Raw genomic sequence first — 21,481 nt, forward strand, 5'->3', positions numbered from 1 at the left:
GTTCTTACTAATATCGCTCTAAATGATTGAGAATATGTGGAAAAACATCTACATCAGCCTGACGCCCAAAGATACAATCTATGTGCGCGTAATTGGGGATCACCTTACGCGTAAACTGAGCATCACCAAAGGCAAGACAAAGACGTTCATAGGTTTTTTTCGTGCTCTCAGGTAAATAACATTCGTTATCTGCCCCGCTAATAAATAGCGTCGGCACGTTTAATCGGTTGATGTGTGGCATGTAAACGTCCTTACCATCTGCATCAACCAGTTTTCCTGCGCGACAAATTGCAGCAAGGTGCTCAAGGGTTTGAATATTGGCTTCGGCAAATAGTTCATCAATATGCTCATGCAGCAAATCGGTTAACTGATCATGACGATATAAGGAGGCGTACATAAAAGTCACGCGATGGCAGCTATCATTATTGCATCGCCCTTGTGCTTCAGCGAGCGCGTACAAGCCTAGCGCCTTATCATACAAAGAGGCAAGCCCATTGTTCTGCTGTGGTACTCGCGCTGTTAGCGAGTCTACCCCCAGCCTTTCTAAAAATGAAGGGAGATGTAAACCTGTCTTCATTTTCGTTGCCATCGGCACCACGACATCCGCTGCAATTTGTGATGCAACGACACAGCGAACTCCTGTAAGGCCGCTAAGCATAGACATAAAGAAGGTCGTAGCACCATAGCAATGCACCACCGCCTGAATACTATCCGCTCCCGTAATGGTACGGATTTTGTTCACCGCGGCAGGGTAATCGTATTTCGCTACCTGATCGCCATTCGATTGCTTTGCGGCGGCAGGCAACAAAATACTGACTCGATAATCCAATAGCCACACGTCATATTGGTTAGCGACTAGGTACTCTACTAAGTTGGTATCTATCATGTCGGTGGAAAAGATACTCGAAGCAACTCCCAGCCCATGCACTAACATAACTGGGCCCTTGTCACCGCCACGATAACGAGTCAGTGATAGCTGCACATGATCAGCTGTATCAAACAAGTATACTTCAGGTGTTGGGGCCCTTAGCGGCCGCTTTTTGCGCACCAATTCACCACTGTGCATTTTTTCTTGGTAAAAAATACTGCCGTAACTTTGATATAGTGTGCCCGCAAAAAACTGCCCAAAGCGCGCGATGGCTTTTAAGCGAGCCGCTTTACTCTCTGCATGACTTACACGAATAGTGGCAAGCTGCGTCACAAAATCAATCGGCGCTATCTTCATAATACCGTGACCACATACGGCCCCTTGAGTATCTTCTCCTTCATGAATATCAACAAATAACGTTGTAGTATCATCCCAAAGATCGAGTGAGTGAGGGTCGTCTTTGATTAACTTAAAGGCATTAAAGAAGTACTGTTTGCTATCCTCCGCCATTAAATTCATTTTATAGATCATCTTACGGGTATTTGGTGGAAAGGCCTGACGCTCAAACAAACGAAACTCACCATTACGAACGGTCAGTGGTTTATCAGAAAGCACATTACACTCAACGCGACCCGAAATACGCGCTTTATGTTGCGGGTCGGTCAACATCACCTCTAGATCCGTCGAGCTGACCGTCAACACAAACGACAGCGTTTGGTTTGTTTCTTGGCCCTGCTGATAGGCAGCTAAGTAGGTTTGTAAAGAGGTAGAGCCAGGCTCTACCACGCGACTAAAATAGCCCTGCATTCGCTCTGTAAACGCCAATCCCGTTGTGGTCGGCTCAGCGGTACGGGAACGGCTTGAAGGCAGCTGATAGTCAATTTGCCAATCACGGTCCTTGGCGATAAGTGCACAGCAGCGCTCCGTCAATGCACTTATCGTAAGCAGCGGATTGACAGCAAGCGAAGTTGGGATGATGGCACCATCTGACACATAGAGCGAGTCGTAGCAGGCATCACCCTCACCCATAAACACTTGCCCTTTATGATTCACCACCCCTTCAGAACCTGTCTCAGCAAGTCGACAGCCACCTAAAGGATGAACTGTAACCAAGCGATTATTCAACCACGGTGACCAAATCGGGTTTTTAACATAGGTCCCACCAAGCGCTTTTGTCGCTTGGAGCAGCTTTTCGCTCGCATGATGAAAATTAGACTGAGTTCCTAACTCTGGCCAACTGATATTTAACTTGTCTTGCTCAAAAGTTATGACACCTTGGCTATCATCATGACTCATTACTAGGTAGGTCTGAGTATGCTTTACCGCACCATGATAAGCGCCTCGCCATTGGCTTTGCCATACTCTAGCTTGCTCCTTCAAAGCATCATGAAAACCATGATCCGTATCGAGCCCAGCTACGCCCGCAGCACTTGCAAGTGCCGTAGGTAACACTCCTGCCATTGCGCCGGGTAAACTTCCCTCTTCGATAATCATTTGCTGCGCGCGTTCACTCGCTTCACGGAGATCTATTGCACTGGTGATACAAGGTCCTGTAGGCGCTTTTTCTTCTGGCTCTAGATTACCAACCCCAACGCCATCGATTTCACTGTCGCAGTTATAGCCAAAGCCCAACATATCGCCATTGCCGGTAAAATGCTGACCAAGTTGCGAAGAGATAGCCAAACCGCGACTTTGACTACGCAATAAAATTTCATTACTGCCCAGCGTGCCTGCTGCCAAGATCACAATATCCGCCTCAACAAATAACGGCGCAGCAGAAAAGCATTCTGCGCCGGTCCCCATGTCTTGGTAAAACACCCGCCAACCGGAGTCGGTTTTCTCAAGGTAGCGCACACTGGCCTGACAATAGATTTCTGCACCATGGTTCCAAGCATCGGGTAAGTAATTCATTCGAGTGGTGTTTTTAGCATTGAAATTACAACCAGACACACAGTCTCCGCAGTTATTACATGCTTGCTGCTCAACACCCACATGGTTAATGCCACCTTCAGGGGTAGCAAAACATACATTGATTGGCACTTTATTAAAGGGAGCTTCCAATGCATTTGCCGACTGCTGGTGAGCCTTCAGTTTATTCAAAGTTGGGGAATGTTCAGGGTATAACGCAGGTTTAAGCATCTCTCGAGCCCGCGAGAATCCCTCTTCCAACAAACCATCCTCATCATCTCTAATCGCGTGTGGCCATGCAGGGTCTTTTAGTACTGCATCTACTGGGGGCAAAGCAACATTGGCATTGATAAGAGAGGTACCACCTAAACCACAACCGACGACGACATTCTGTTCACGGTGCATATGAATATCAAATAATCCCAAATGAGAGCCCTTGTGCCCTGTTTGGCTATTAAACTGCAATTCACCAGCGGCCTCCAACTCGGTATCCGGAAATTCTCCCGTTAAAAACTCGCGCCCTCGCTCTAGTAGACAGACTGATTTTCCGGCTCTTGCCATACGTGACGCAGCGATAGATCCGCCATAGCCACTGCCAATAACAAGTACGTCGTAATGAGGCTGAATTGTCGCCAGAGGTGAAGAAATTGGTTTCATTTGGTTGATTCCCTCTTCTTATTTGCGCTCACCACCTTGCCCGTGGCGATGCTATCCGTGAAGTATCCTCCGCCGGAGGCATACTGACCCTGGGGCCTGCTGACCCTAGCAATAAGAATAGAGCATTTATTGCACAATGGTGCACTAAGCAGGTTAAATAATCCGGAGGATCAGTGGCAGCAATAACAAACTGCCCAACCCCCAAAGAATTTTATTGTTTGTCAGCAAAGCAGTGCGATACCCCACCATTAACCCCAGGGAACCCAGCTTTGGCACCAGCCAAAACAACAATCCAGAAAATAGCAGTGTTCCTGTGATCACCAACAGGCTCTCAGGCACACCACCGAGTTGATAACGGCTCAGCCAGAGCGCCAAGGCAATAATCACGCTTTGATGCCAGAGATAAATGGGAAACACCGCTTTATTGAGCCCCGTAAGCAGCGGATGAGGACGGTTAAGATAACGCGCCGCCAGTACCAATATCAACAACACCGCGCACACGCGTTGCAACACCAACACAAAACTCCCACACCAAGTAATGAAGGTAGTAAGCGTGTCTTGCTGCAACCAGTAAAAATGATATAAAAGCAAAATAATCATGGTATTGACTGCACAAATCCACAGCAGCACTTTACCTTGCCGAGCAAGCCAATCCCAAAACTGATTATGTTTAGCAAGCAGATAGCCTGCGAGCAGAAAAACAAATCCGTGAAGCTCTCTTTTGCTATCGCCCTCTAATGCTAACTGAGCCCAGAGTAAGATTGCAAAAGCCAGCACGCTTAGCGCGTAAGTTGACCCGCGCAAAGTGATAAAATACCGGATCCTTACTTGAAGCTTAGAATTAAAGACGATATGCAACACAGCAAGGAGCAAAGTAAAACGCCATAATTCTCGCAAATACCACAAATGATTGACATCGACATGGGGCCAAATACCGCGTTGATACTGACTGAATAAAGGGCTGTTAAAATCTATAAACTGTTTGTAAAAGTCAAGATACCCAAGCGTTAACCCAGCATTTTGCTGCATTTCTGCATACAGTTGCACGGGCACAACAAGCCATATGCCAAATAATAGCGGGAGTAATAACAAAGGGGTACGAAAGAGCATTGCTGTGCATGCACCTTGTTTATCAAAAATATATCTTAGCGCAACACCCGAGATAAACCAGATAAGCAACATTCGCCATGGTGAGATAAGTAACATCAGATATTCTAGCCAAACCGAAGTATAGGCACTCTTGTAGTGAAAACCCCAGTTAGGTACATATAACATGGCGGTGTGATAAAAAATGAGTATCGTAAATGCAATAACACGCAGCCAGTCTAGCTCTACTCGCCGATTTAAATGATCCATGTTATTTTCTTTTTGAAAGTAAACTTACCCCCACAGTGCGCCAATACAGCGTACAAACAAACGAAATTTGCTTAAATAACAATAGCTAGGGATTAACCGTGGAATAGAGGGATAAAATAAGTGACCGCTTTGCATCCAGTTGCTAGAGTAAAAGAAAAACTCAAACCATGATGTTTTCACGTACCTTTATTCAGCAGTACCACCCTTTGATGGCAATGGCATTACTCGCCCTCTTTCTGGCGATTAATAACACCTTGAATGCCATTACTCTGATCATGGATGCCAAACGAGATGCGCAGCTCGATTTTGCGCTGTGGGAGCCTTTTGTGTGGGAATATACCAGTGCAGCTGCCAGCTTAGCCTTAATTCCTGCCATATCTTGGTATTTAAACGCATTTCCTTGGCAGTGGCATAAACCTTTTAACGTCGCTTTTAGCTTTTTTATTGCCTCACTGTTATTTTGTTTTGGCCATGTTGGTATCATGGTGTTATTACGTGAAACGATTTATTTTAGTTTGCAACTAGATTACAACTTTCACCTTTCTTGGTTTGAACTTATCTATGAATATCAAAAAGATGCATGGAGCTTAGTGTTCTTTATTGCACTCATAAAAGCTTATCAATTTAGTGTCTCCCATATGCTTGGTGAAGCATCTCCGATAAAACAAGAAAGAGATGAAGATGAAACACACCACAAACCTATTCATCACTTATTGGTACGTAAGCTTGGTAAAGAATTTATCGTTAAGGTTGAAGAGGTTGAGTGGTTACAGTCGTCTGGAAATTACGTCAATCTGCACTTAAATGGCCGCATTTATCCACTACGCTCAACGCTTGCTGCGTTATGTCAGCGCTTAGACCCTGTCGGCTTTGTGCGCATTCATCGCTCTTTTGCTATTAATGTGTCTAAAGTAGTGAGTATTACGCCGCTCGTCAGTGGTGACAGTGAAATCGCATTGCAAAGTGGGAAAGTATTAACGCTCTCGCGAACCTATAAAACACAATTTAAGCACCAACTACGCCTTGAGTAAGTGAGCAATACTCAATTATCAAGTAACCGAATGTTATTGCGTTAATTCCATTAATCAATGCTAAATGCTGTAACGCTAAAGTTCATTTTGTATCCATTTCATCGCCCTACACTACACAGCCGCAACAGGTAAGGTGTCTATTTTTGCATTTGCACCGAATTTATATACAATCTTATGCGGTTCAGATGCCCTAGATGGACTGCATAATAAAAGGATAATAAAAAAGGCTCTATGAAAAACCTCATCACTCCATTACTTACAGCAATCCTGCTTCTAAATGGCTGTAGCCAAATACAGCAACCTCAACAGGATGAACCAACGCCAGATAACGCTGTGCAATCTACTCATAACAAGCCAAAAAACACTGTTAAAGACGAAGCTAAAACGGTGGTTAAAACGCCATACGACCCGCTCGCAACTGATGATTTATGGCTCCGTATTAAAGATCAACTTAGCTTTGCTGATTCCGACGATAAGCGTGTAAAACAACGGATTGATTGGTACCTCAGGCATCCCAATTATATGGATACCATCAGTGAACGGGCAGCGCCGCTACTTTATTACTTAGTAGAAGAAGTCGAGAAGCGCGATATGCCAATAGAACTTGCATTGATGCCGCTAATTGAAAGCGACTTTAATACCCAAGCCTACTCTCACAAGCATGCTTCGGGTTTGTGGCAACTCACACCGCTGATTGCAAAACATTATGGTGCCAAGATCAACGCTTGGTATGACGGCCGCCAAGATATCGTAGACTCGACCCGTGTCGCATTGGACTTTTTGCAATATCTCCACAAACGTTTTGATGGCGATTGGTATCATGCTATTGCCGCCTATAACACAGGTGAAGGTAGAGTGCTTGCGGCCATTGAACGAAATAAAAAAGCAGGTAAACCAACTGACTTTTTCCATTTGAAGCTACCACGTCAAACCAGCCACTACGTACCAAAGCTACTTGCGGCATCACAGTTGTTAAAGCATGACTTGATGAAGTTTCCTAAGATCCCTAATCGCTCGCTAATCAGCGTTATTAAACTCGAACAACAAGCCATTTTATCAGATCTCAAAGGCTGGAAAGAAGTCGAGGTATTAAATCCAGGCTATGCACGTTTTCCTGCATTACTCGGCGGCCCTGAGCATATTGTCATTCCCACAGCGCGCGTGTCAGAGTGGCAAACCATGCTCACACACTTACCAAAAATGCCTGCAGATACATGGCAACATTATACTATCCGACGTGGAGACTCTCTTAGCACCATTGCAAAACGCTATTCGCTAACCGTCGCCGAGTTAAAAGCCTTTAATCAATTAAAGAGTGACCGAATTCGTGCAGGAATAAAGCTAATTTTGCCCATTTTGGCTGACAAACAACTGGACTATAAGATAAAACACGGCGATAGTTTATGGCGCATAGCTAAGCAATTTAATGTCAGTGTCGCTAAGCTAAAGCAATGGAACCAGCTATCGACAGATAGACTGAAAATTGGCGATACGTTACTCGTATTTCTGTCGCCTTAGGGCGTAGTGTCAGTTGGATAAATATGTCAGAACATAACAATAATAACTTACCCTCTGAAAATGTAGCCGAAACGCAGGCAGCAAAGCCTGCTCGGCCACAGCCACACAACTCAAGACACTCAAGGGGCTCCTTTAAACTCTCTCGCTCCAAAATGAACACCATTTTGGCTTTGTGTGCGATGTTTATTTCAGCGGCATCGTTTTACGCCACTTATCTGCAGGCAAAGGCTGCTCAGGAGCAAGTTTCCGCAGCCGAAAAGCAGCTAAAAACTGAAACTTGGCCATGGCTACAATTCAGCTATAGCAACTTTGATTTAGAGTCGACTCAAGCAACGATTAGAGTCGATATTCGCAATTCGGGGACCGGCCCTGCAATCATTCATTACATCAAATATGAATTGGATGGCGAAGCGTATTTTGATGTTACCGAACTCATGGACGCTTGTTGCAACCTTAACGCCTATCAAGCAGCCCTAGACGATGCGCAGGAAGAAGAATCGAATATCAATTATCTAAAAAAGTTTGGTTGGTACGTATCAAGCGCGCCACAAAAGGTTTTGTTGGCAGATGGTGATGCTTTTAATATCTTTACCATGCCAAAAAGCAATTTTAATCGTGGATTATGGGATAAAATCGATGCCCACAAATCGGTTTTTAAGGCAGAGGCCTGCTACTGTTCTATACTAAAACAGTGCTATACCACGAATGAAAAAGCAGTGATCACTGAGGTACCTAGTTGTTCAACGACACCGACAAATTCTATCAACGAGTAACACAGCATCTATTGCAATTTGAGGGCGAGGTACTGCACTTGTACCTAGATGTAAATGCCAATCCGACGATTGGTGTTGGTTTTCATATGCAAAGTGTTGAGCAATTTTGCCAGTTACCAATGCGGGATAGGCGCTCTAAACGTTCTGCCACCTTGCAACAAAAGCGCGATGAATACCGTAATATTAAGGGTAAGCCCAGCGGTTACAAGGCATCTTGGTATGCGCAATATACTGAGCTTACCTTGCCACCAAAAGCGTCTAAAAAATGTCTTATAGAGCAAATCAAAGAATTTGAGCAGTACCTCATTCATTTTCTTGCCAAGCAAGAAACTGGCAGCATTCCTTATCAGCTATTACCGACGCCCGCTAAGATTGCGCTATTGGATATGGCTTACAACCTTGGTACCAGTAAGTTATTTTTGGCCTTTCCTAATTTGATTAAAGCCATCAGCGCACAAGATTGGCACAGCGCAAGTAAAGAGTGCAGTCGCCTACATATTAGCCCAGCACGAAACGAGGCCACCAAAAAGCTATTCCTCAAGTGCGATAAATACCAGCGTTATCAACTGACTTGGTTTGAAACTTTGGTTAAAAAGCTAAAGCGTTGGCTGTCCTAAAATTCAACTATTAAAGTTCAGCTCAGAAAAAAAGACTCGATAGGGTCGTAAATCAAGCCACGCTCATTGCGATGAGAGTGATAGAGATGAAATTTCTTTACTGTCAGTGAGAAAGGCGCAATGGGCCTTGCTACGCTCGGCTCAGGCTTACAATTTCTAAATAGCGTGATATGTGGTGAGAAAGGATGCGAGTTGCAATAGAGGTCGCATTTTTCTCCAAAAGCACGCAGTGGATTGGCTAAATCAAGCAAAGCTTGTGGTTTTTGTTCGGGCTTTAAGTAAAAAATGCCATTGTGCTGCCAGTAGCCATAGTCACTAAAGGTGAGTGTAAATTTAGGCACCGATAAACTACTAGCAAAATCACAAAGCTCGGCTACTTTTGATTCTTCCACCATAGCAAGGAACGCCAGTGTAAGATGCCAATTACTCGGCTGAGTATTGGCTTTACTCGCACTCACACTATCCACCAGCCACTGGCCGATATGCGCTCGAGCGTCGTCATCCATTCCAATACCAAAAAATAATCGCTTTTGCATCTTACACCTTTAATCTAGAATTTAATAAACTAAGGTTTAACTAGCCGCTTACCTACTAACGTTAGCATAACCCCAGCAGAGAGACACAATAAGCCAACAAATTGCAGCCATGCATTTTCTGCTCGCTCACTAAATTTAGGGCCTTGAAAACGATAATGCCTTCTACCATTGGTTACCGATTCGGTATAAGCGCTTCCCCTATAATCTGAGAAAAATACCGTTTCTTTATCTAAACGTTTCGCCATGGCAAGTTCTACTTGTTCAAAAAATTCACGGTCACTATTCTTACTATGAGGAACAAGGTATGCGTGCCATTTTCTATATAGCTCGACGGGTTCACCGGCTTGCAATACACCCTGAGATTCATATTCAAACAGTTTTTCACTAAAAAATATCTGTTTGTAGCCACTCCAAAATAACCCCACACCGAGAGACACTAACAAAATAGCTAATATCGCAAGTTGCTTATATTGCTTTTGCTTTGATTGTTGATATTGCTTATACCAATATTCGATGTCTGGAATTTGGCTTAATTCTTCACGTTTCCCTTGTGTTGAAAGGGTTTGCATACATTCATCTAAGGATAAATTCAGCGCGGTTAGTAACTTTCTAAATACCTCGTTAGAAGGCACGGATTTGTCGTTTTCTAGTTTAGATAAATAGCTTTGCTCAACACACATTTGCTCAGCTAACTGGGGTTGGCTTAAGCCTTTCTGTGTGCGGATCTGTTTAATAAAGTGTCCTAGTGTCATCACGGTCATCCTCGTTTATTGTTGTTGCGACCCGGCACATTCTTGGCAATTCCTTGATAAATACCAAGTTGAATATTTAGGAATAAGCATGAATATCATAGCATTACGAAATATTCACGGTTTGAATTGAAGTTTTGATTAAAACGTATAATAAACAGGCTCACGTCCAGATCAATACAATGCCTTTTGGTGCAGCCGTGCACGAAACTCACTGGGCGTACATGCCTTCAACGCTTGAAAACGACGATTAAAATTAGAAATATTATTAAAACCACATTGATCCGATATCACACTAATGGGAGAGGCGGAGCTAATTAACAGTTTACAGGCCTTGGCAATACGCAGCTGATTGATAAATTCCGTCACAGTACGCTCCGTGCGCTTTTTAAAGAAGCGGTGAAAGTGATTGGTGCTCATGTGCACTTGCTGTGCAAGCTCATCGGCGCTTAATTTGTCGGTGTAATTGTCATAGATATAGGCAATAACCCGGTCGAACTTGTCTTTCGCGGGGTCATGGCGGGCATCAAAGCGAAAGCCGCTACTGGCTAAATGTTGATAGTTCGATGTCGTCATCCGCGTTAACATTTCAAGCAAAAGCACAAAGCGCATTAACGGCTCGGCATCCGCGATTTGCTCAAACCATTTTTTCGCTTGCCTTGCGACTTCCACAGGAAATTTGACGCCACGGCGCGCTGCATTTAACAATTCAGATAAGCCATGTAATTCAGGATGCTGAGCTACTAAAGATTCCAACCAGTGTGCGGGTATTTGTGCAACATGGACAACGTGAGCGGAGTGATCCGGATTCGGTTTTGACTGCCAAGTATGTGGTAAGTCAGGGCCTAGGATAACCAAATCCAAGTCTTCGTAAGGGGCAATATGATCACCCACGTGACATACACCGATACTGTTGAGCGTTAAACAGATCTCATATTCCGGATGATAGTGCCAATTAAAGGGAATTTCGGGCAATTGATACAGGCAATAACGCCATGAACACCCGGGAGATGGCAGTACTTTCTCGTACATCGCTCGCATAGCAATTTCCTTTTACATTAATAAACTTATTTAAAATCGGCATGTTATAAACTTTAAAACAACTATTCGTTACACCTAGTTGCATATCATGCAAATTCAATCACTCAACAATACTAATCTATCGAAATATAGCGATTGCCTAGAGTGCAGTGAAGTATTTTTGTCAAATTACTCTCATTTAAGCGTGAAAAGTATCATTAGTAGATAGAAATATACCGCTTAAAAAACACTCAAGGCGATACCCTAGCTTCTGCCAACAACAAATAGGAACAATGGGCAGAACAATGAAAACAACTAAGTTGAAGCAATTTAAATTGAATAAACTTGCCGCCATCGTGACAGCAAGTACCTTATCACCCCTTTTACTCACCGCAGCACCATCAGCATTAGCCGAAGAACAAAGCGCAACAGAAAAAGTCGAAGTAATTGAAGTAAGAGGCATTCGCCGCTCGCTTGAAGCTTCAATGAACACCAAGCGCTTTGCAGATGGTATTGTTGATGCTATCACCTCGGAAGATATTGGTAAGTTTCCCGACAAAAACATTGGTGATGCGCTACAGCGTATTTCTGGGGTCACGGTCGACCGCCAATATGGTGAAGTAAGTGGTGTTACTATCCGTGGTACCGCGCCCGAGCAATCGCGTATTTTATTGAATGGCCAGTCCGTTGCCAGTACCGATTGGTATGATTTAGGTCCATCAACACGTACTTTTAACATGGAGCTGTTATCAGCAGAGCAAGTTTCGGCAGTGAACGTCTACAAAACGCCTGAAGCAGACCTTGAAGAAGGCGCACTGGGTGGTACAGTGAATCTTGTCACGCGTAAACCACTGGACTTAGATGCACACACTTACATGGTGTCAGCAGAAATGGGCCGCTCTACCTTGTATGATGAAAATGATTTAAGTGGCTCATTTTTAGGTAGCTGGAAAAGTGACGATGAAAAATTTGGTGTGCTCGCAGCATACTCTATTGAGAACCTGACTTCAGGCCGTCACGTTATTGAGTCCATTGGTGGCTACTATGAATATTTTGCGGCGAATCAAGATACGGGGCAAGCATCTACAGTGGGCGCTTGGGCAATCGGCTCACAAGCATTTAGAGCTGAACGCGAGCGCACCAGCGCGCAACTCACGGCGCAATTTGCACCAAGCGATAATACAGAGTTTACGGTAGACTACTTTCGTTTTGAGTTTGACAACCCACATGTAAACCATAACTTCCTTACCGTAAGTGCCCGTGGTGCAGGTGCTGTTGATGTACAAAACAACGCTGCAGGTGGTACACAGCGTGCGCGTATTTTGCCAGCTTACGCGAACATTATATACAACCCCACTGTTCGTAACGCCGTAAACATGGAAGTCGACGCCTTAAACTTCAGTGGTAAATACGTCGGTGATACTTTCGAGATTAGCGGTGTTATTGGTCGCTCAACATCTGATGGTGGTACACAGTTTGGTTCCTCAAGTTGGTGGATCCCGGCAACGGATGAGGGTGGAAAAATTGGTGATCCAGCCTTCCCTAATGGTCAAAGTAGTACTGATGGCGGCTTTACTTACGATGCCACAGGCCCTTATCAAATTTGGTTTGATTCGCTAGACCCAACCGATGCCTCACAGCTCAAATTTGCTCAGGAATCAAACTTCCAAACTACGGTTCAAGAGCATGAAGTGAGTTATGCACAAGCCGATATCAAGTGGATGCTAGAGCATGATTACTTCAAGAGCATCAAAGCGGGTGTGAAGGTAAATAAAAACGAATTTGCACGTATCGCAATACAAAGAAACCCAGCAGATGTAATTGGTTTTGTTCCTGATGGTAATAGCTTAGCTAACTGGAGTGATGGTATTTTTACCAATCTTCATTCGCAAACGGGCGGACATATTCTTAACTCATACGCCAAACTAGATGAAGATAAGTGGTGGGATTTTATCACTGGCAAATATGAGGCGGGTGAATTAATTGAGCAGCAAGACCTTGGTAAAACCTACAATGTCGAAGAAGATATGCTCGCTATCTATGTGCAAAGTGAATTCAGCGGTGAAAACTTCCGCGGTAATATCGGCTTACGCTATGTGGATACAGAACAGCAGTCCAGCGGCTATGTTGATAACACGGTCTTCAATGAAACGGTTGACTACGACAACTGGCTACCGAGCATCAACTTCGCTTATGACTACAGCGACGATATTATCATCCGTGCGGCCGCCTCTAGCGTTATGTCTCGAGTTAATTATAACGACTTAAAACCAGGTCTAGCGATTGATGCTAACTTTGGTTCTGCCACCGGTGGTAACCCGAACCTTAAACCTTATGAAGCAGATCAAGCAGATATTGGCGTCGAATATTACTTTACCGAAGCTTCCTTGCTCTCAGCAGCCGTTTTTGTGAAGAAAATTGACAACGTTGTCTTTTCTACCGAAGCGATTGAATATGTAGACGGATGCGGTACCGACCCTTCTAAGTATGATCAATGCCGAGTCACACGCCCACGTAGTAACGGAGACGGTGACGTAACAGGGATAGAACTGCAGCTTCAACATAGCTTTGATAATGGCTTCGGCTTTATTACTAACTACACCTACGTGGATAGTGAAACCACCACACCAGATAATGCAAAAGAAATGGTGCCGGGAGTATCTGAAAACTCATTCAATGGCTCGCTATTTTTCGAAAATGAGCAGTTCAGTGCACGTATCGCTTATAACTGGCGTAGTGAATGGATTGGCGTCGGTGCAGCACAAGCGGTGCGCAACGATAGCTACCAACAATGGGATGCATCTTTGGTGTGGCATGCAATGGAAAATCTGGATGTCAGCTTAGAGGGTGTAAACCTGACCAATGAGGTTATTCAATCTTACGACACCAACTACAACTTAACGCAGAACACCATTGAATTTGGTACGCGTTATTACCTTGGCGTCAGCTATAAGTTCTAACCTCGGAGCCCCAGTCGCTTGCGGCTGGGGTCATTTGCCTATGAAAACTCATTTGCCTATGAAAACAATACAGTCACTCACCATCCTTGGTGGCGGTACCGCAGGTTGGATGTGCGCAGCCTACCTTGCTAAGCATCAACCTAATTTATCGGTCACGGTGATTGAGTCATCGAGTATTGGCAGAATTGGCGTTGGCGAAGGCTCAACGCCACATTTGCAGCTTTTTATGCAAAGCCTTGGTGTGAAAGAACGCGATTGGATGCCCGCATGCCAAGCAAGCTATAAAACCGGGATCTATTTTGATAACTGGAATGGCGACAATGGCAGCTATTTCCATCCCTTCTTCTCTGAAATGGATGCAAAAACAGCGGAAGTCTACTTTGTCAACGCCAATGCCAGACGTCGTGGTAGCGAATATATAGATAAACCCGAACATTACTTCTTAGCCGCAGTGCTGGCCGACAAGCAACAAGCACCTCTGCCACAGCGTCCATTACCAAGGGCGCTTGAATACGGCTATCACTTTGATGCGCAAAAACTTGCGGATTGGTTAAGGGCATTTAGCCTAGCGCGAGGCGTAAAGCATATTCAAAGTACGGTGAGTAGCGTACAGCATCATGCCAAAGAAATTATTGCACTGACACTTGAGTCGGGTGAGCAGGTGAAAAGCGATTTTTACGTCGATGCCTCAGGGTTTAACGCCCTGCTGATAGAGAAAACGCTCGAAGTGCCCTTTATTTCCTTTGCAGATCAGTTACTCAATGATTCAGCTGTCGCGATTGCCGGCGCTAAAATAAGCCCGCTACCTTCAAGCACTTCTGCTATCGCGATGCCGTGCGGCTGGCGCTGGCGGATCCCGCTACAAGGCAGAACCGGACATGGTTACGTGTACAGCAGCGCTCATACCACCCCCGAAGAGGCTGAGGCTCAACTGCGTGAAGCCGCGCAACTCGATAAAGGACAAGCCAAACATCTCACTATGAAAGTGGGCATGATGGCGCGCAGTATTGAAGGCAATGTGTTTGCTATTGGCCTCGCGCAGAGCTTTATTGAACCACTCGAAGCCACCGCGCTGATGGTCACAGGTTATAGCATTGAGTTATTGAATGGACTGCTTTCGCAACAGCTCGAGGCACAAGCCATCAATCAACAACTGTCAGAGCTGGTGCTCGGTATTAAAGAGTATGTACTGGCACATTACGCCACCAGCAAGCGCGCAGATTCACCGTATTGGCAAGATGCGAAAATCGCAGCACTGAGCTTAAACGAGCTCGATGAGCTGCTCACACACTGGCGTAGCGGTGGTGATTTTGATGCTTGGCTCAACCAACACAGGATGCACTCTCCCTATATTCGTCCCAGTTGGTATTGCTTACTTGGCGGTATGGATCATCGCGATAGCACCTGCCAAATGCCCTTTGATCAAGCACCACAGCATATTGAACAGGCGGCCAAGGCCTATCTTACGAAGCTTAGTGATGAGCATTTTATTGCCCATACAACCGCACTGGAACAATTACAGCGAGTACAAGCATTCCGTGCATAACCCAATTGCGGGTGATGGTGAGATTCCCCTTGATCTTTTTGTTTGTCTGCCCACAAGCGAGATCGCCACGCCATCACCCGCTCTCTAATGAAGGTGGAAATACAACATGAAAAAAAGCTACCTAGTGATTGCCTTAGTATTGGCAACCTTTTTTACGGTGTCCTTTATCACCAATATTTTAGGCGCGATTTTTCCAGCATTAATAGAAAGTTACAGCATAGGTCTAACGCTTGCGGGGTTTTTCCCGTTCGCCTTTTTTATCGCTTACGGTGTGATGTCTATTCCGGCGGGACTGCTAGTTCAGCGTTTTGGAGAAAAAACCGTTATGCAGCTCGCATTTACCCTTGCTGCAATTGGTGCAACGACCTTTGTGCTAACGCCAACGTTTGCCATTGCCATGGTTGCGTTGTTTATGCTCGGCTGTGCCATGGCACTACTGCAAGTGGCTATCAATCCACTATTACGCGCTAGCGGTGGTTCGGAACACTTTGCCGTGCTTTCGGTGTTTGCGCAGTTGATGTTTGGTGCTGCCGCAACACTCGCGCCTTTGGTGTATAGCAAACTACAGTCTCAAGTCACCACCGCAGAGGGATTTGGCGGAGCGCTGTCTGGTGTTATCCCAGCAGATAAAACCTGGCTAAGTATCTATGCGGTATTCGCTATCCTAAGCGTCGTGATGCTATTACTCTCGCAATTTACGCCATTTAGCGCGGTACCCGAGCAGAAAAAGCAGCAGCTGAGCTGGTCACAAAGTATCGGTTTTTTTAAAGATAAAACCGTATTGAAATTTTTTGCCGCCATCGCCGCTTATGTTGCGCTAGAACAAGGTGTCGCTAACCTTATTTCCGTCTTTTTGCAGCAATATCATGGCCTAGACCCAGCCACCGAAGGCGCAAAAGTAGTGAGCGAATTCTGGTTATGCTTAACCTTAGGCTGTTTACTTGGACTAGCACTACTTAAACTTATTGATGCACAAAAGCTTTTGATTTTATTCAGCTTTGGCGCCGCTATCGCGCTCCTAAGTGCGTTATTCGGTAGCGCTACCGTGGCGCTTATTGCTTTTCCAATTGTGGGATTCTTCCTCTCCATTATGTGGTCGGTCATCTTTGCTCTGGCATTAAATTCATTCAAAACCGGCCATGGCGCAATCACAGGGATTTTATGTACCGGGATCATTGGCGGTGCTTTTATGTCTCCCATCATAGGTTTTGCGGCTGAATTGAGTAACAACTTACAACTTGCTGCCCTGCTACTGCTACTACCACTTAGCTATATTCTGAGTGTTGGTGTATGGGCTAATCCTTTGATTAAAAATAAAACTTTTGGCAATAGTCAAAAGACGCTGTCTCAACCTCTAAATGAAAATAGTTAAATTACGATGAATCACTCTTTGTTATGTATTGACTTGGGTGGCACCAAAGCGCTTGTGGCTTCGGTTGCGCACACTCAGGTCGAGCAGGTACGCCAGTATGCGGTGCCTAGTCAGGCCAACTTAGACCAAGTTAATGCCTTTGTTATCCGTTTAATCGAAGAAAACCTAACAGCCGAAACAACTGGTATTGCGATTGGCGTACCAAGCACACTGGATGTGTGCAGCGGCACCGTGCTGACAACACAAAATATTCCTCATTGGCAAAATGTGCCTCTGAAGGGATTGTTAGAACAGCACTTTTCTTTGCCCGTTGTTGTCCATAATGACGCAAACTGCTTTGCATTTGGTGAATACTTATATGGTGGCCACCATGCCAACAACCTAATTGGCGTATGCCTTGGCACAGGCATTGGTGCCGGTTTTGTGTTTAACGGTAATTTATATACGGGTAACCATAGTGCTGCAGGAGAGCTAGGAAACTTAAGCTATCTTGATGGAATTATTGAAGATTATGCTTCAGGACAGTTCTTTGGGCGACAAGGAATTGAAGGAAGGTGGTTGGCCGAACAAGCACGCAGTGGCGACCCATTTGCACTACAACAATTTGAGACTTTTGGCAGTCACGTTGGTCATGCACTCGCGCAAATAGTCATGGTGCTGAACCCTGATGTCATTGTACTTGGCGGCTCCGTGACGCATTCATATGACTATTTTAACGCTGCACTTGAAGCCAAGATGCAGCAGTTGCTTGGCAATGCTTTATATCAATCCGTTCGTGTCATTCCAAGCATCTTAAATCACGCGCCACTTTTAGGGGCATACGGATTGTTTCAACACAATAAAATTAACCATGATAACAAGGAACTAGCCAATGAAGTTTAATCGGCTTATGGCCCTACTTTTTGGGGTGTCGTCACCCCTTTATGCGCTCGACCAAACCGCAGTAAACTGGTTAGGCCAAAATCTTGATGTAAAGTACACCTTGCTTGATAGCAAGCCAAGCACCTGCCCCAAGGCACAACAAAAGTGTTATTACTCAGAGTTGAGCTTTAGCGTAGCCACAGAAAATACCAAGGCAAATAATGACTTTGCTATCTTTTTTAGCCAACTGATGCCGATTTACCATGTTGAGGGCGATAACTTTGCCATCACCCATATCAATGGTGATATTCACAAAATCACGCCTGCGGCAGGGTTTAGTGGGTTTTCAAGTGCCCCCACTACCGTGCGCTTTTATACTCAGGACTCTCAGGTTACGCGCTCAGAATTTATGCCAAATTATGTTGTAACGGACGCGCAGCTTAAGCTCACCCCACAAGTGATCAAAAGCACGCAAACCCAGCGCGATAACGACACAGGACTTGAGCTACAACCTTATCTGACGCCATTTGATTCGCTCAACCAGCTGCAAACTAGCAGTAAAGATGACACGCCGTGGATGGGTAGCGAATACTTATATCAACATCAAGTGAAGCCAACACTTGATGCTGCGATTGGGCTGATACCAAAACCTAAACAACTGACTGTGGTGTCCGATAAACGACTCAATTTAGCGGCCGGTATTAATCTGCAACTTTCGGGCGTTTCCGCTGAGGCTATCGCCATGGCACAACAGCGTCTCAATACCCTCGGAGTAAAAAGCACCAAGAACGGACTTGTAGTTAATGTCGCTGTAAAGCCAAATAAGCAATCAAGCCCACATTATCAACTGACGGTCGCCGAAAACAATATCTCAATCCAAGCCAATAACAGCGCCGCAGCATTTTATGCGCTACAAAGCCTTGCAGGACTGTTGGATATTAATGATTTGAGTATTCCCATGGTGGATATTATTGATACACCAAGGTATGACTTTCGTGGTTTACACGTCGATGTTGCCCGCAACTTCCGCTCCAAAGCCTTTATTTTACAAACCATTGAGCAGATGGCGGCGTATAAGCTAAATAAATTGCACCTTCATTTAGCGGATGATGAAGGCTGGCGCTTAGCCATAGACGGTCTTGATGAGCTCACGTCTGTTGGCGCTTATCGCTGCTTTGATTTAACTGAAACTCGCTGCTTATTGCCGCAATTAGGCGCAGGAAATGATAAAAACGCGCAAGTAAATGGCTTTTACTCTGCAGAGGATTATATTGAAATCCTGCGCTATGCCAAGGCGCATCATATCGAGGTGTTACCCTCATTAGATATGCCAGGTCACTCACGCGCTGCAATCATCGCCATGGAAGCGCGATATAAAAAGTTGATGGCACAAGGCAAACCTGAGGATGCGCAGCAATATCGATTAGTAGAAACGGCTGATAAGACGCGTTACAGCTCCATTCAACATTACAACGACAACACGCTAAATGTCTGTATTGCAAACACTTATACCTTTATCGACAAAGTATTAAGCGAAGTAAAAGTGCTGCATGACCGTGCTGGTGTACCACTCAACACTTACCATATAGGTGCAGATGAAACCGCAGGTGCTTGGCTAGAATCGCCGGCTTGTAAAAAATTGCAGGCAAGCGTGAAAGATTTTACCAACTTTAACGGTTACTTCATTGAACGGATCGCAAAGTTACTAGATAAAAAAGGAATACAAGTTGCAGGGTGGAGCGACGGTTTAGGTGATGTACGTGCTGCGAATATGCCAGCAAACGTACAGAGCAATGCTTGGGCGACATTAAGCGAAAACGGGCACGTGGTCGCACATCGCTTCGCCAATCAGGGCTGGCAGGTTGTCTTGTCTAGCCCTGATGTAACCTACTTTGACTTTCCATATCAGTCTCACCCAGAAGAGCGTGGTAATCACTGGGCAAGCCGTGCTATCGAAAGCAAAAAGATGTTTGAGTTTATGCCAGACAACCTCCCTGCGCATGCAGAGATCTGGAAAAATACCAATAACCACGCCTACATAGCCAACGACAGCGACTCATCACTAAACAAAGGGGTTAAGTTTGCTGGGCTCCAAGGACACTTGTGGAGTGAAATGCTGCGCAGTGATGCACAAGCCGAATACATGCTTTATCCACGGTTATTGGCCCTTGCAGAGCGTGCATGGCACCATGCAGAGTGGGAATTACCCTACCAAGCCGGTCGTATATACAGCCAATCTAGTGGATATTTTACGGCTAAGTTACAGGCGCAACGTGAGGCTGATTGGCAACGATTCGTGGCTATTTTGGGCCTTCAAGAGCTGCCTAAATTAGCACAAGCCGGAATTGAGTTTCGCATTCCTGTCGTCGCCGCAAAACAGCTATCTGGAGCAAAACTCGACGCTTTTACCGCCATTCCGGGTTTTGCTATCGAAGCACAGCTTGAAAACGGCAACTGGGTGCCCTTCAATGCCTCACTTAATCAAGTAAAGGCGCTTAGAGCGCTGCACCCAAGCTCCGGTCGCAAAGGACGAACTTTGAGTTTAGAGAAGAAATAACGAATAAGAGCGACATGATGCTAAGCCCTACTTAGTTCTTAGCATCTCTATCACCATTATCAGGCGCAAAAGAAACGTTGAGAAAATGTAATTAATAGCAAAATGTTGAAAAAGTAACAAATATGTTTTAGCTTAGTTGTCGTGTTACTTTTTTGTTCAATTAAGAATAAATCAGATGACATAACTACAATACATTGAGCTCGACCAGAGCCCATAATTTAGAAGGAATACTAAAGTGAAATTATCGTTAAACAAAAAGAAAATCAAAGCTCTATCAGCAGATAAGCAAACTGTACCAGCAGTAATGACTCCACAGGTTGCAGGCGGCGCGCTTCGTTTCAGCCAAGACAGGCTAACGCATTGTGTTGCCAATACGTGTGGTCGCCATACTTGCCCTGATATTTACTAATCGAGAGTAAATAACACAGTTCAGTGTCTCCTTGGAGGCACTTTAAAGCTTACTTAAATTTAACTTTTTTGTCGCTTTTCGTATAAATTCGCGACTCAGGTTTAGTCCACTTGCCGTTTTTCAAGTATTGCGTCGATACCGTAAATTGACCACTCTCAAACTTACTGGTTGATTTCACCTTTGTAATACCATCTTTGTTATTGATAACCTCTTCGTATGCCACAAACTCGGTCTGGCTCAGGACTTCCATCGTTCCTTGGGTGTAAAATCCTGCCGTCGTAAAATAGTAAAACACTAGACTGTTTTTACTTTTATCCCAGAAAATTAATGACTCTCCGCCGTACATGCCATCGTTGATTGAATGTAAGGTACGAATGGCTGTGCCATTTAAAGCCCGTTCCCAGTGACTGACATCCTGCATCTTTGGTTTATCTGAAGGCACGTCAAAGTCCGATTGCCAAGTACCAAGATAAGGTGTAAACACCGAGAGTTCTTCATTTAATTTTTCATTAGCCCAAGATAGCGTACTGAATATCACCAATATGGCGAGCCCGAACTTTTTCATCATTTTTATTTCCGTTGATTGTGTCTCACTCAGTATAAATCCTCATGCGTAGGTTGCGTACTTAAGATAAACCTGTCACTCCTCCCGTTGGTAAAAAAACATTGCAAATACACAATTAATACACATTTTAAAACAACAATTACACAACAAATTAATATCATAACTGCAATAGGGAAAC

16 protein-coding genes are annotated in these 21,481 nt (G+C 44.7%); 10 read left to right on the forward strand and 6 right to left on the reverse strand.

Annotated elements, in window-relative coordinates:
• Nucleotides 1-7 precede the first annotated feature (7 nt).
• Both JJQ94_RS23720 and JJQ94_RS23725 read right to left on the reverse strand, forming a co-directional pair.
• Complete coding sequence (locus JJQ94_RS23720) at nucleotides 8-3,433, reverse strand: GMC family oxidoreductase N-terminal domain-containing protein (RefSeq protein WP_099029998.1); 3,426 nt, start codon at nucleotides 3,431-3,433, stop codon at nucleotides 8-10.
• 153 nt (nucleotides 3,434-3,586) lie between these two features.
• Nucleotides 3,587-4,789 (reverse strand): acyltransferase family protein, encoded by a 1,203-nt coding sequence (locus tag JJQ94_RS23725; protein ID WP_099029999.1) that lies wholly within the window; start codon nucleotides 4,787-4,789, stop codon nucleotides 3,587-3,589.
• 167 nt (nucleotides 4,790-4,956) lie between these two features.
• Here JJQ94_RS23725 and JJQ94_RS23730 point away from each other — a divergent pair, with 167 nt between their 5' ends.
• The 4 genes from JJQ94_RS23730 to JJQ94_RS23745 all read left to right on the forward strand — a co-directional run bounded on the left by JJQ94_RS23730 (nucleotide 4,957) and on the right by JJQ94_RS23745 (nucleotide 8,728).
• Complete coding sequence (locus JJQ94_RS23730) at nucleotides 4,957-5,820, forward strand: LytR/AlgR family response regulator transcription factor (RefSeq protein WP_099030000.1); 864 nt, start codon at nucleotides 4,957-4,959, stop codon at nucleotides 5,818-5,820.
• A 231-nt stretch (nucleotides 5,821-6,051) separates the two neighbouring features.
• Nucleotides 6,052-7,338 carry a LysM peptidoglycan-binding domain-containing protein gene (locus tag JJQ94_RS23735; protein ID WP_099030001.1) on the forward strand — a complete coding sequence of 429 codons (1,287 nt, stop codon included), beginning with the start codon at nucleotides 6,052-6,054 and terminating at the stop codon, nucleotides 7,336-7,338.
• Nucleotides 7,339-7,361: 23 nt separating this feature from the next.
• A complete protein-coding gene (locus tag JJQ94_RS23740; protein WP_099030002.1) occupies nucleotides 7,362-8,111 on the forward strand; it encodes a hypothetical protein in 750 nt (249 codons plus the stop codon).
• Complete coding sequence (locus JJQ94_RS23745) at nucleotides 8,075-8,728, forward strand: hypothetical protein (protein ID WP_172439924.1); 654 nt, start codon at nucleotides 8,075-8,077, stop codon at nucleotides 8,726-8,728. The genes JJQ94_RS23740 and JJQ94_RS23745 overlap by 37 nt, the downstream gene beginning before the upstream one ends.
• Before the next feature lie 17 nt (nucleotides 8,729-8,745).
• Here the strand turns inward: JJQ94_RS23745 and thpR are convergent, their stop codons facing one another.
• The 3 genes from thpR to JJQ94_RS23760 form a co-directional block, all read right to left on the reverse strand.
• Complete coding sequence (gene thpR, locus JJQ94_RS23750; RefSeq protein WP_099030003.1) at nucleotides 8,746-9,264, reverse strand: RNA 2',3'-cyclic phosphodiesterase; 519 nt, start codon at nucleotides 9,262-9,264, stop codon at nucleotides 8,746-8,748.
• A gap of 29 nt (nucleotides 9,265-9,293) precedes the next feature.
• The gene (locus JJQ94_RS23755) at nucleotides 9,294-10,016 is read right to left on the reverse strand and encodes a helix-turn-helix domain-containing protein (RefSeq protein ID WP_099030004.1); all 723 of its coding nucleotides are present in this window, start codon (nucleotides 10,014-10,016) and stop codon (nucleotides 9,294-9,296) included.
• A gap of 171 nt (nucleotides 10,017-10,187) precedes the next feature.
• On the reverse strand, nucleotides 10,188-11,054 hold the full coding sequence (locus JJQ94_RS23760; protein WP_099030005.1) for a helix-turn-helix domain-containing protein: 867 nt from the start codon (nucleotides 11,052-11,054) through the stop codon (nucleotides 10,188-10,190).
• A 284-nt stretch (nucleotides 11,055-11,338) separates the two neighbouring features.
• On the opposite strand from JJQ94_RS23760, the gene JJQ94_RS23765 reads away from it, so the two are divergent.
• From JJQ94_RS23765 to JJQ94_RS23790, 6 genes are all read left to right on the forward strand, one after another.
• Nucleotides 11,339-13,993, forward strand: a complete 2,655-nt coding sequence (locus JJQ94_RS23765; RefSeq protein WP_099030006.1) for a TonB-dependent receptor — start codon at nucleotides 11,339-11,341, stop codon at nucleotides 13,991-13,993.
• A 58-nt stretch (nucleotides 13,994-14,051) separates the two neighbouring features.
• Nucleotides 14,052-15,539 (forward strand): tryptophan halogenase family protein, encoded by a 1,488-nt coding sequence (locus JJQ94_RS23770; protein ID WP_236596545.1) that lies wholly within the window; start codon nucleotides 14,052-14,054, stop codon nucleotides 15,537-15,539.
• 106 nt (nucleotides 15,540-15,645) lie between these two features.
• Nucleotides 15,646-16,911, forward strand: coding sequence for an MFS transporter (locus JJQ94_RS23775; RefSeq protein WP_099030008.1), 1,266 nt, complete (start codon nucleotides 15,646-15,648; stop codon nucleotides 16,909-16,911).
• 6 nt (nucleotides 16,912-16,917) lie between these two features.
• Nucleotides 16,918-17,793 carry an ROK family protein gene (locus JJQ94_RS23780; RefSeq protein WP_099030009.1) on the forward strand — a complete coding sequence of 292 codons (876 nt, stop codon included), beginning with the start codon at nucleotides 16,918-16,920 and terminating at the stop codon, nucleotides 17,791-17,793.
• Nucleotides 17,783-20,329 (forward strand): family 20 glycosylhydrolase, encoded by a 2,547-nt coding sequence (locus JJQ94_RS23785; protein WP_099030010.1) that lies wholly within the window; start codon nucleotides 17,783-17,785, stop codon nucleotides 20,327-20,329. Before JJQ94_RS23780 ends, JJQ94_RS23785 begins: the two co-directional genes overlap by 11 nt.
• Before the next feature lie 235 nt (nucleotides 20,330-20,564).
• Nucleotides 20,565-20,738 carry a hypothetical protein gene (locus JJQ94_RS23790; RefSeq protein WP_017218574.1) on the forward strand — a complete coding sequence of 58 codons (174 nt, stop codon included), beginning with the start codon at nucleotides 20,565-20,567 and terminating at the stop codon, nucleotides 20,736-20,738.
• A gap of 49 nt (nucleotides 20,739-20,787) precedes the next feature.
• Here the strand turns inward: JJQ94_RS23790 and JJQ94_RS23795 are convergent, their stop codons facing one another.
• Complete coding sequence (locus JJQ94_RS23795) at nucleotides 20,788-21,306, reverse strand: hypothetical protein (RefSeq protein WP_099030011.1); 519 nt, start codon at nucleotides 21,304-21,306, stop codon at nucleotides 20,788-20,790.
• Between the last annotated feature and the right edge of the window lie 175 nt (nucleotides 21,307-21,481).

Origin of the sequence: Pseudoalteromonas sp. GCY (assembly GCF_016695175.1) — a bacterium.
Taxonomy (GTDB): Bacteria; Pseudomonadota; Gammaproteobacteria; order Enterobacterales; family Alteromonadaceae; genus Pseudoalteromonas.

What these genes read in the sequence shown, in the direction of transcription:
- JJQ94_RS23725 (WP_099029999.1), bottom strand. Translation starts at nt 4,789, where the DNA reads ATGGATCATTTAAATCGGCGAGTAGAGCTAGACTGGCTGCGTGTTATT.
- JJQ94_RS23735 (WP_099030001.1), top strand. Translation starts at nt 6,052, where the DNA reads ATGAAAAACCTCATCACTCCATTACTTACAGCAATCCTGCTTCTAAAT.
- JJQ94_RS23720 (WP_099029998.1), bottom strand. Translation starts at nt 3,433, where the DNA reads ATGAAACCAATTTCTTCACCTCTGGCGACAATTCAGCCTCATTACGAC.
- JJQ94_RS23740 (WP_099030002.1), top strand. Translation starts at nt 7,362, where the DNA reads ATGTCAGAACATAACAATAATAACTTACCCTCTGAAAATGTAGCCGAA.
- JJQ94_RS23730 (WP_099030000.1), top strand. Translation starts at nt 4,957, where the DNA reads ATGATGTTTTCACGTACCTTTATTCAGCAGTACCACCCTTTGATGGCA.
- JJQ94_RS23785 (WP_099030010.1), top strand. Translation starts at nt 17,783, where the DNA reads ATGAAGTTTAATCGGCTTATGGCCCTACTTTTTGGGGTGTCGTCACCC.
- JJQ94_RS23775 (WP_099030008.1), top strand. Translation starts at nt 15,646, where the DNA reads ATGAAAAAAAGCTACCTAGTGATTGCCTTAGTATTGGCAACCTTTTTT.
- JJQ94_RS23770 (WP_236596545.1), top strand. Translation starts at nt 14,052, where the DNA reads ATGAAAACAATACAGTCACTCACCATCCTTGGTGGCGGTACCGCAGGT.
- JJQ94_RS23755 (WP_099030004.1), bottom strand. Translation starts at nt 10,016, where the DNA reads ATGACACTAGGACACTTTATTAAACAGATCCGCACACAGAAAGGCTTA.
- JJQ94_RS23795 (WP_099030011.1), bottom strand. Translation starts at nt 21,306, where the DNA reads ATGATGAAAAAGTTCGGGCTCGCCATATTGGTGATATTCAGTACGCTA.
- JJQ94_RS23760 (WP_099030005.1), bottom strand. Translation starts at nt 11,054, where the DNA reads ATGCGAGCGATGTACGAGAAAGTACTGCCATCTCCCGGGTGTTCATGG.
- thpR (WP_099030003.1), bottom strand. Translation starts at nt 9,264, where the DNA reads ATGCAAAAGCGATTATTTTTTGGTATTGGAATGGATGACGACGCTCGA.
- JJQ94_RS23765 (WP_099030006.1), top strand. Translation starts at nt 11,339, where the DNA reads ATGAAAACAACTAAGTTGAAGCAATTTAAATTGAATAAACTTGCCGCC.
- JJQ94_RS23780 (WP_099030009.1), top strand. Translation starts at nt 16,918, where the DNA reads ATGAATCACTCTTTGTTATGTATTGACTTGGGTGGCACCAAAGCGCTT.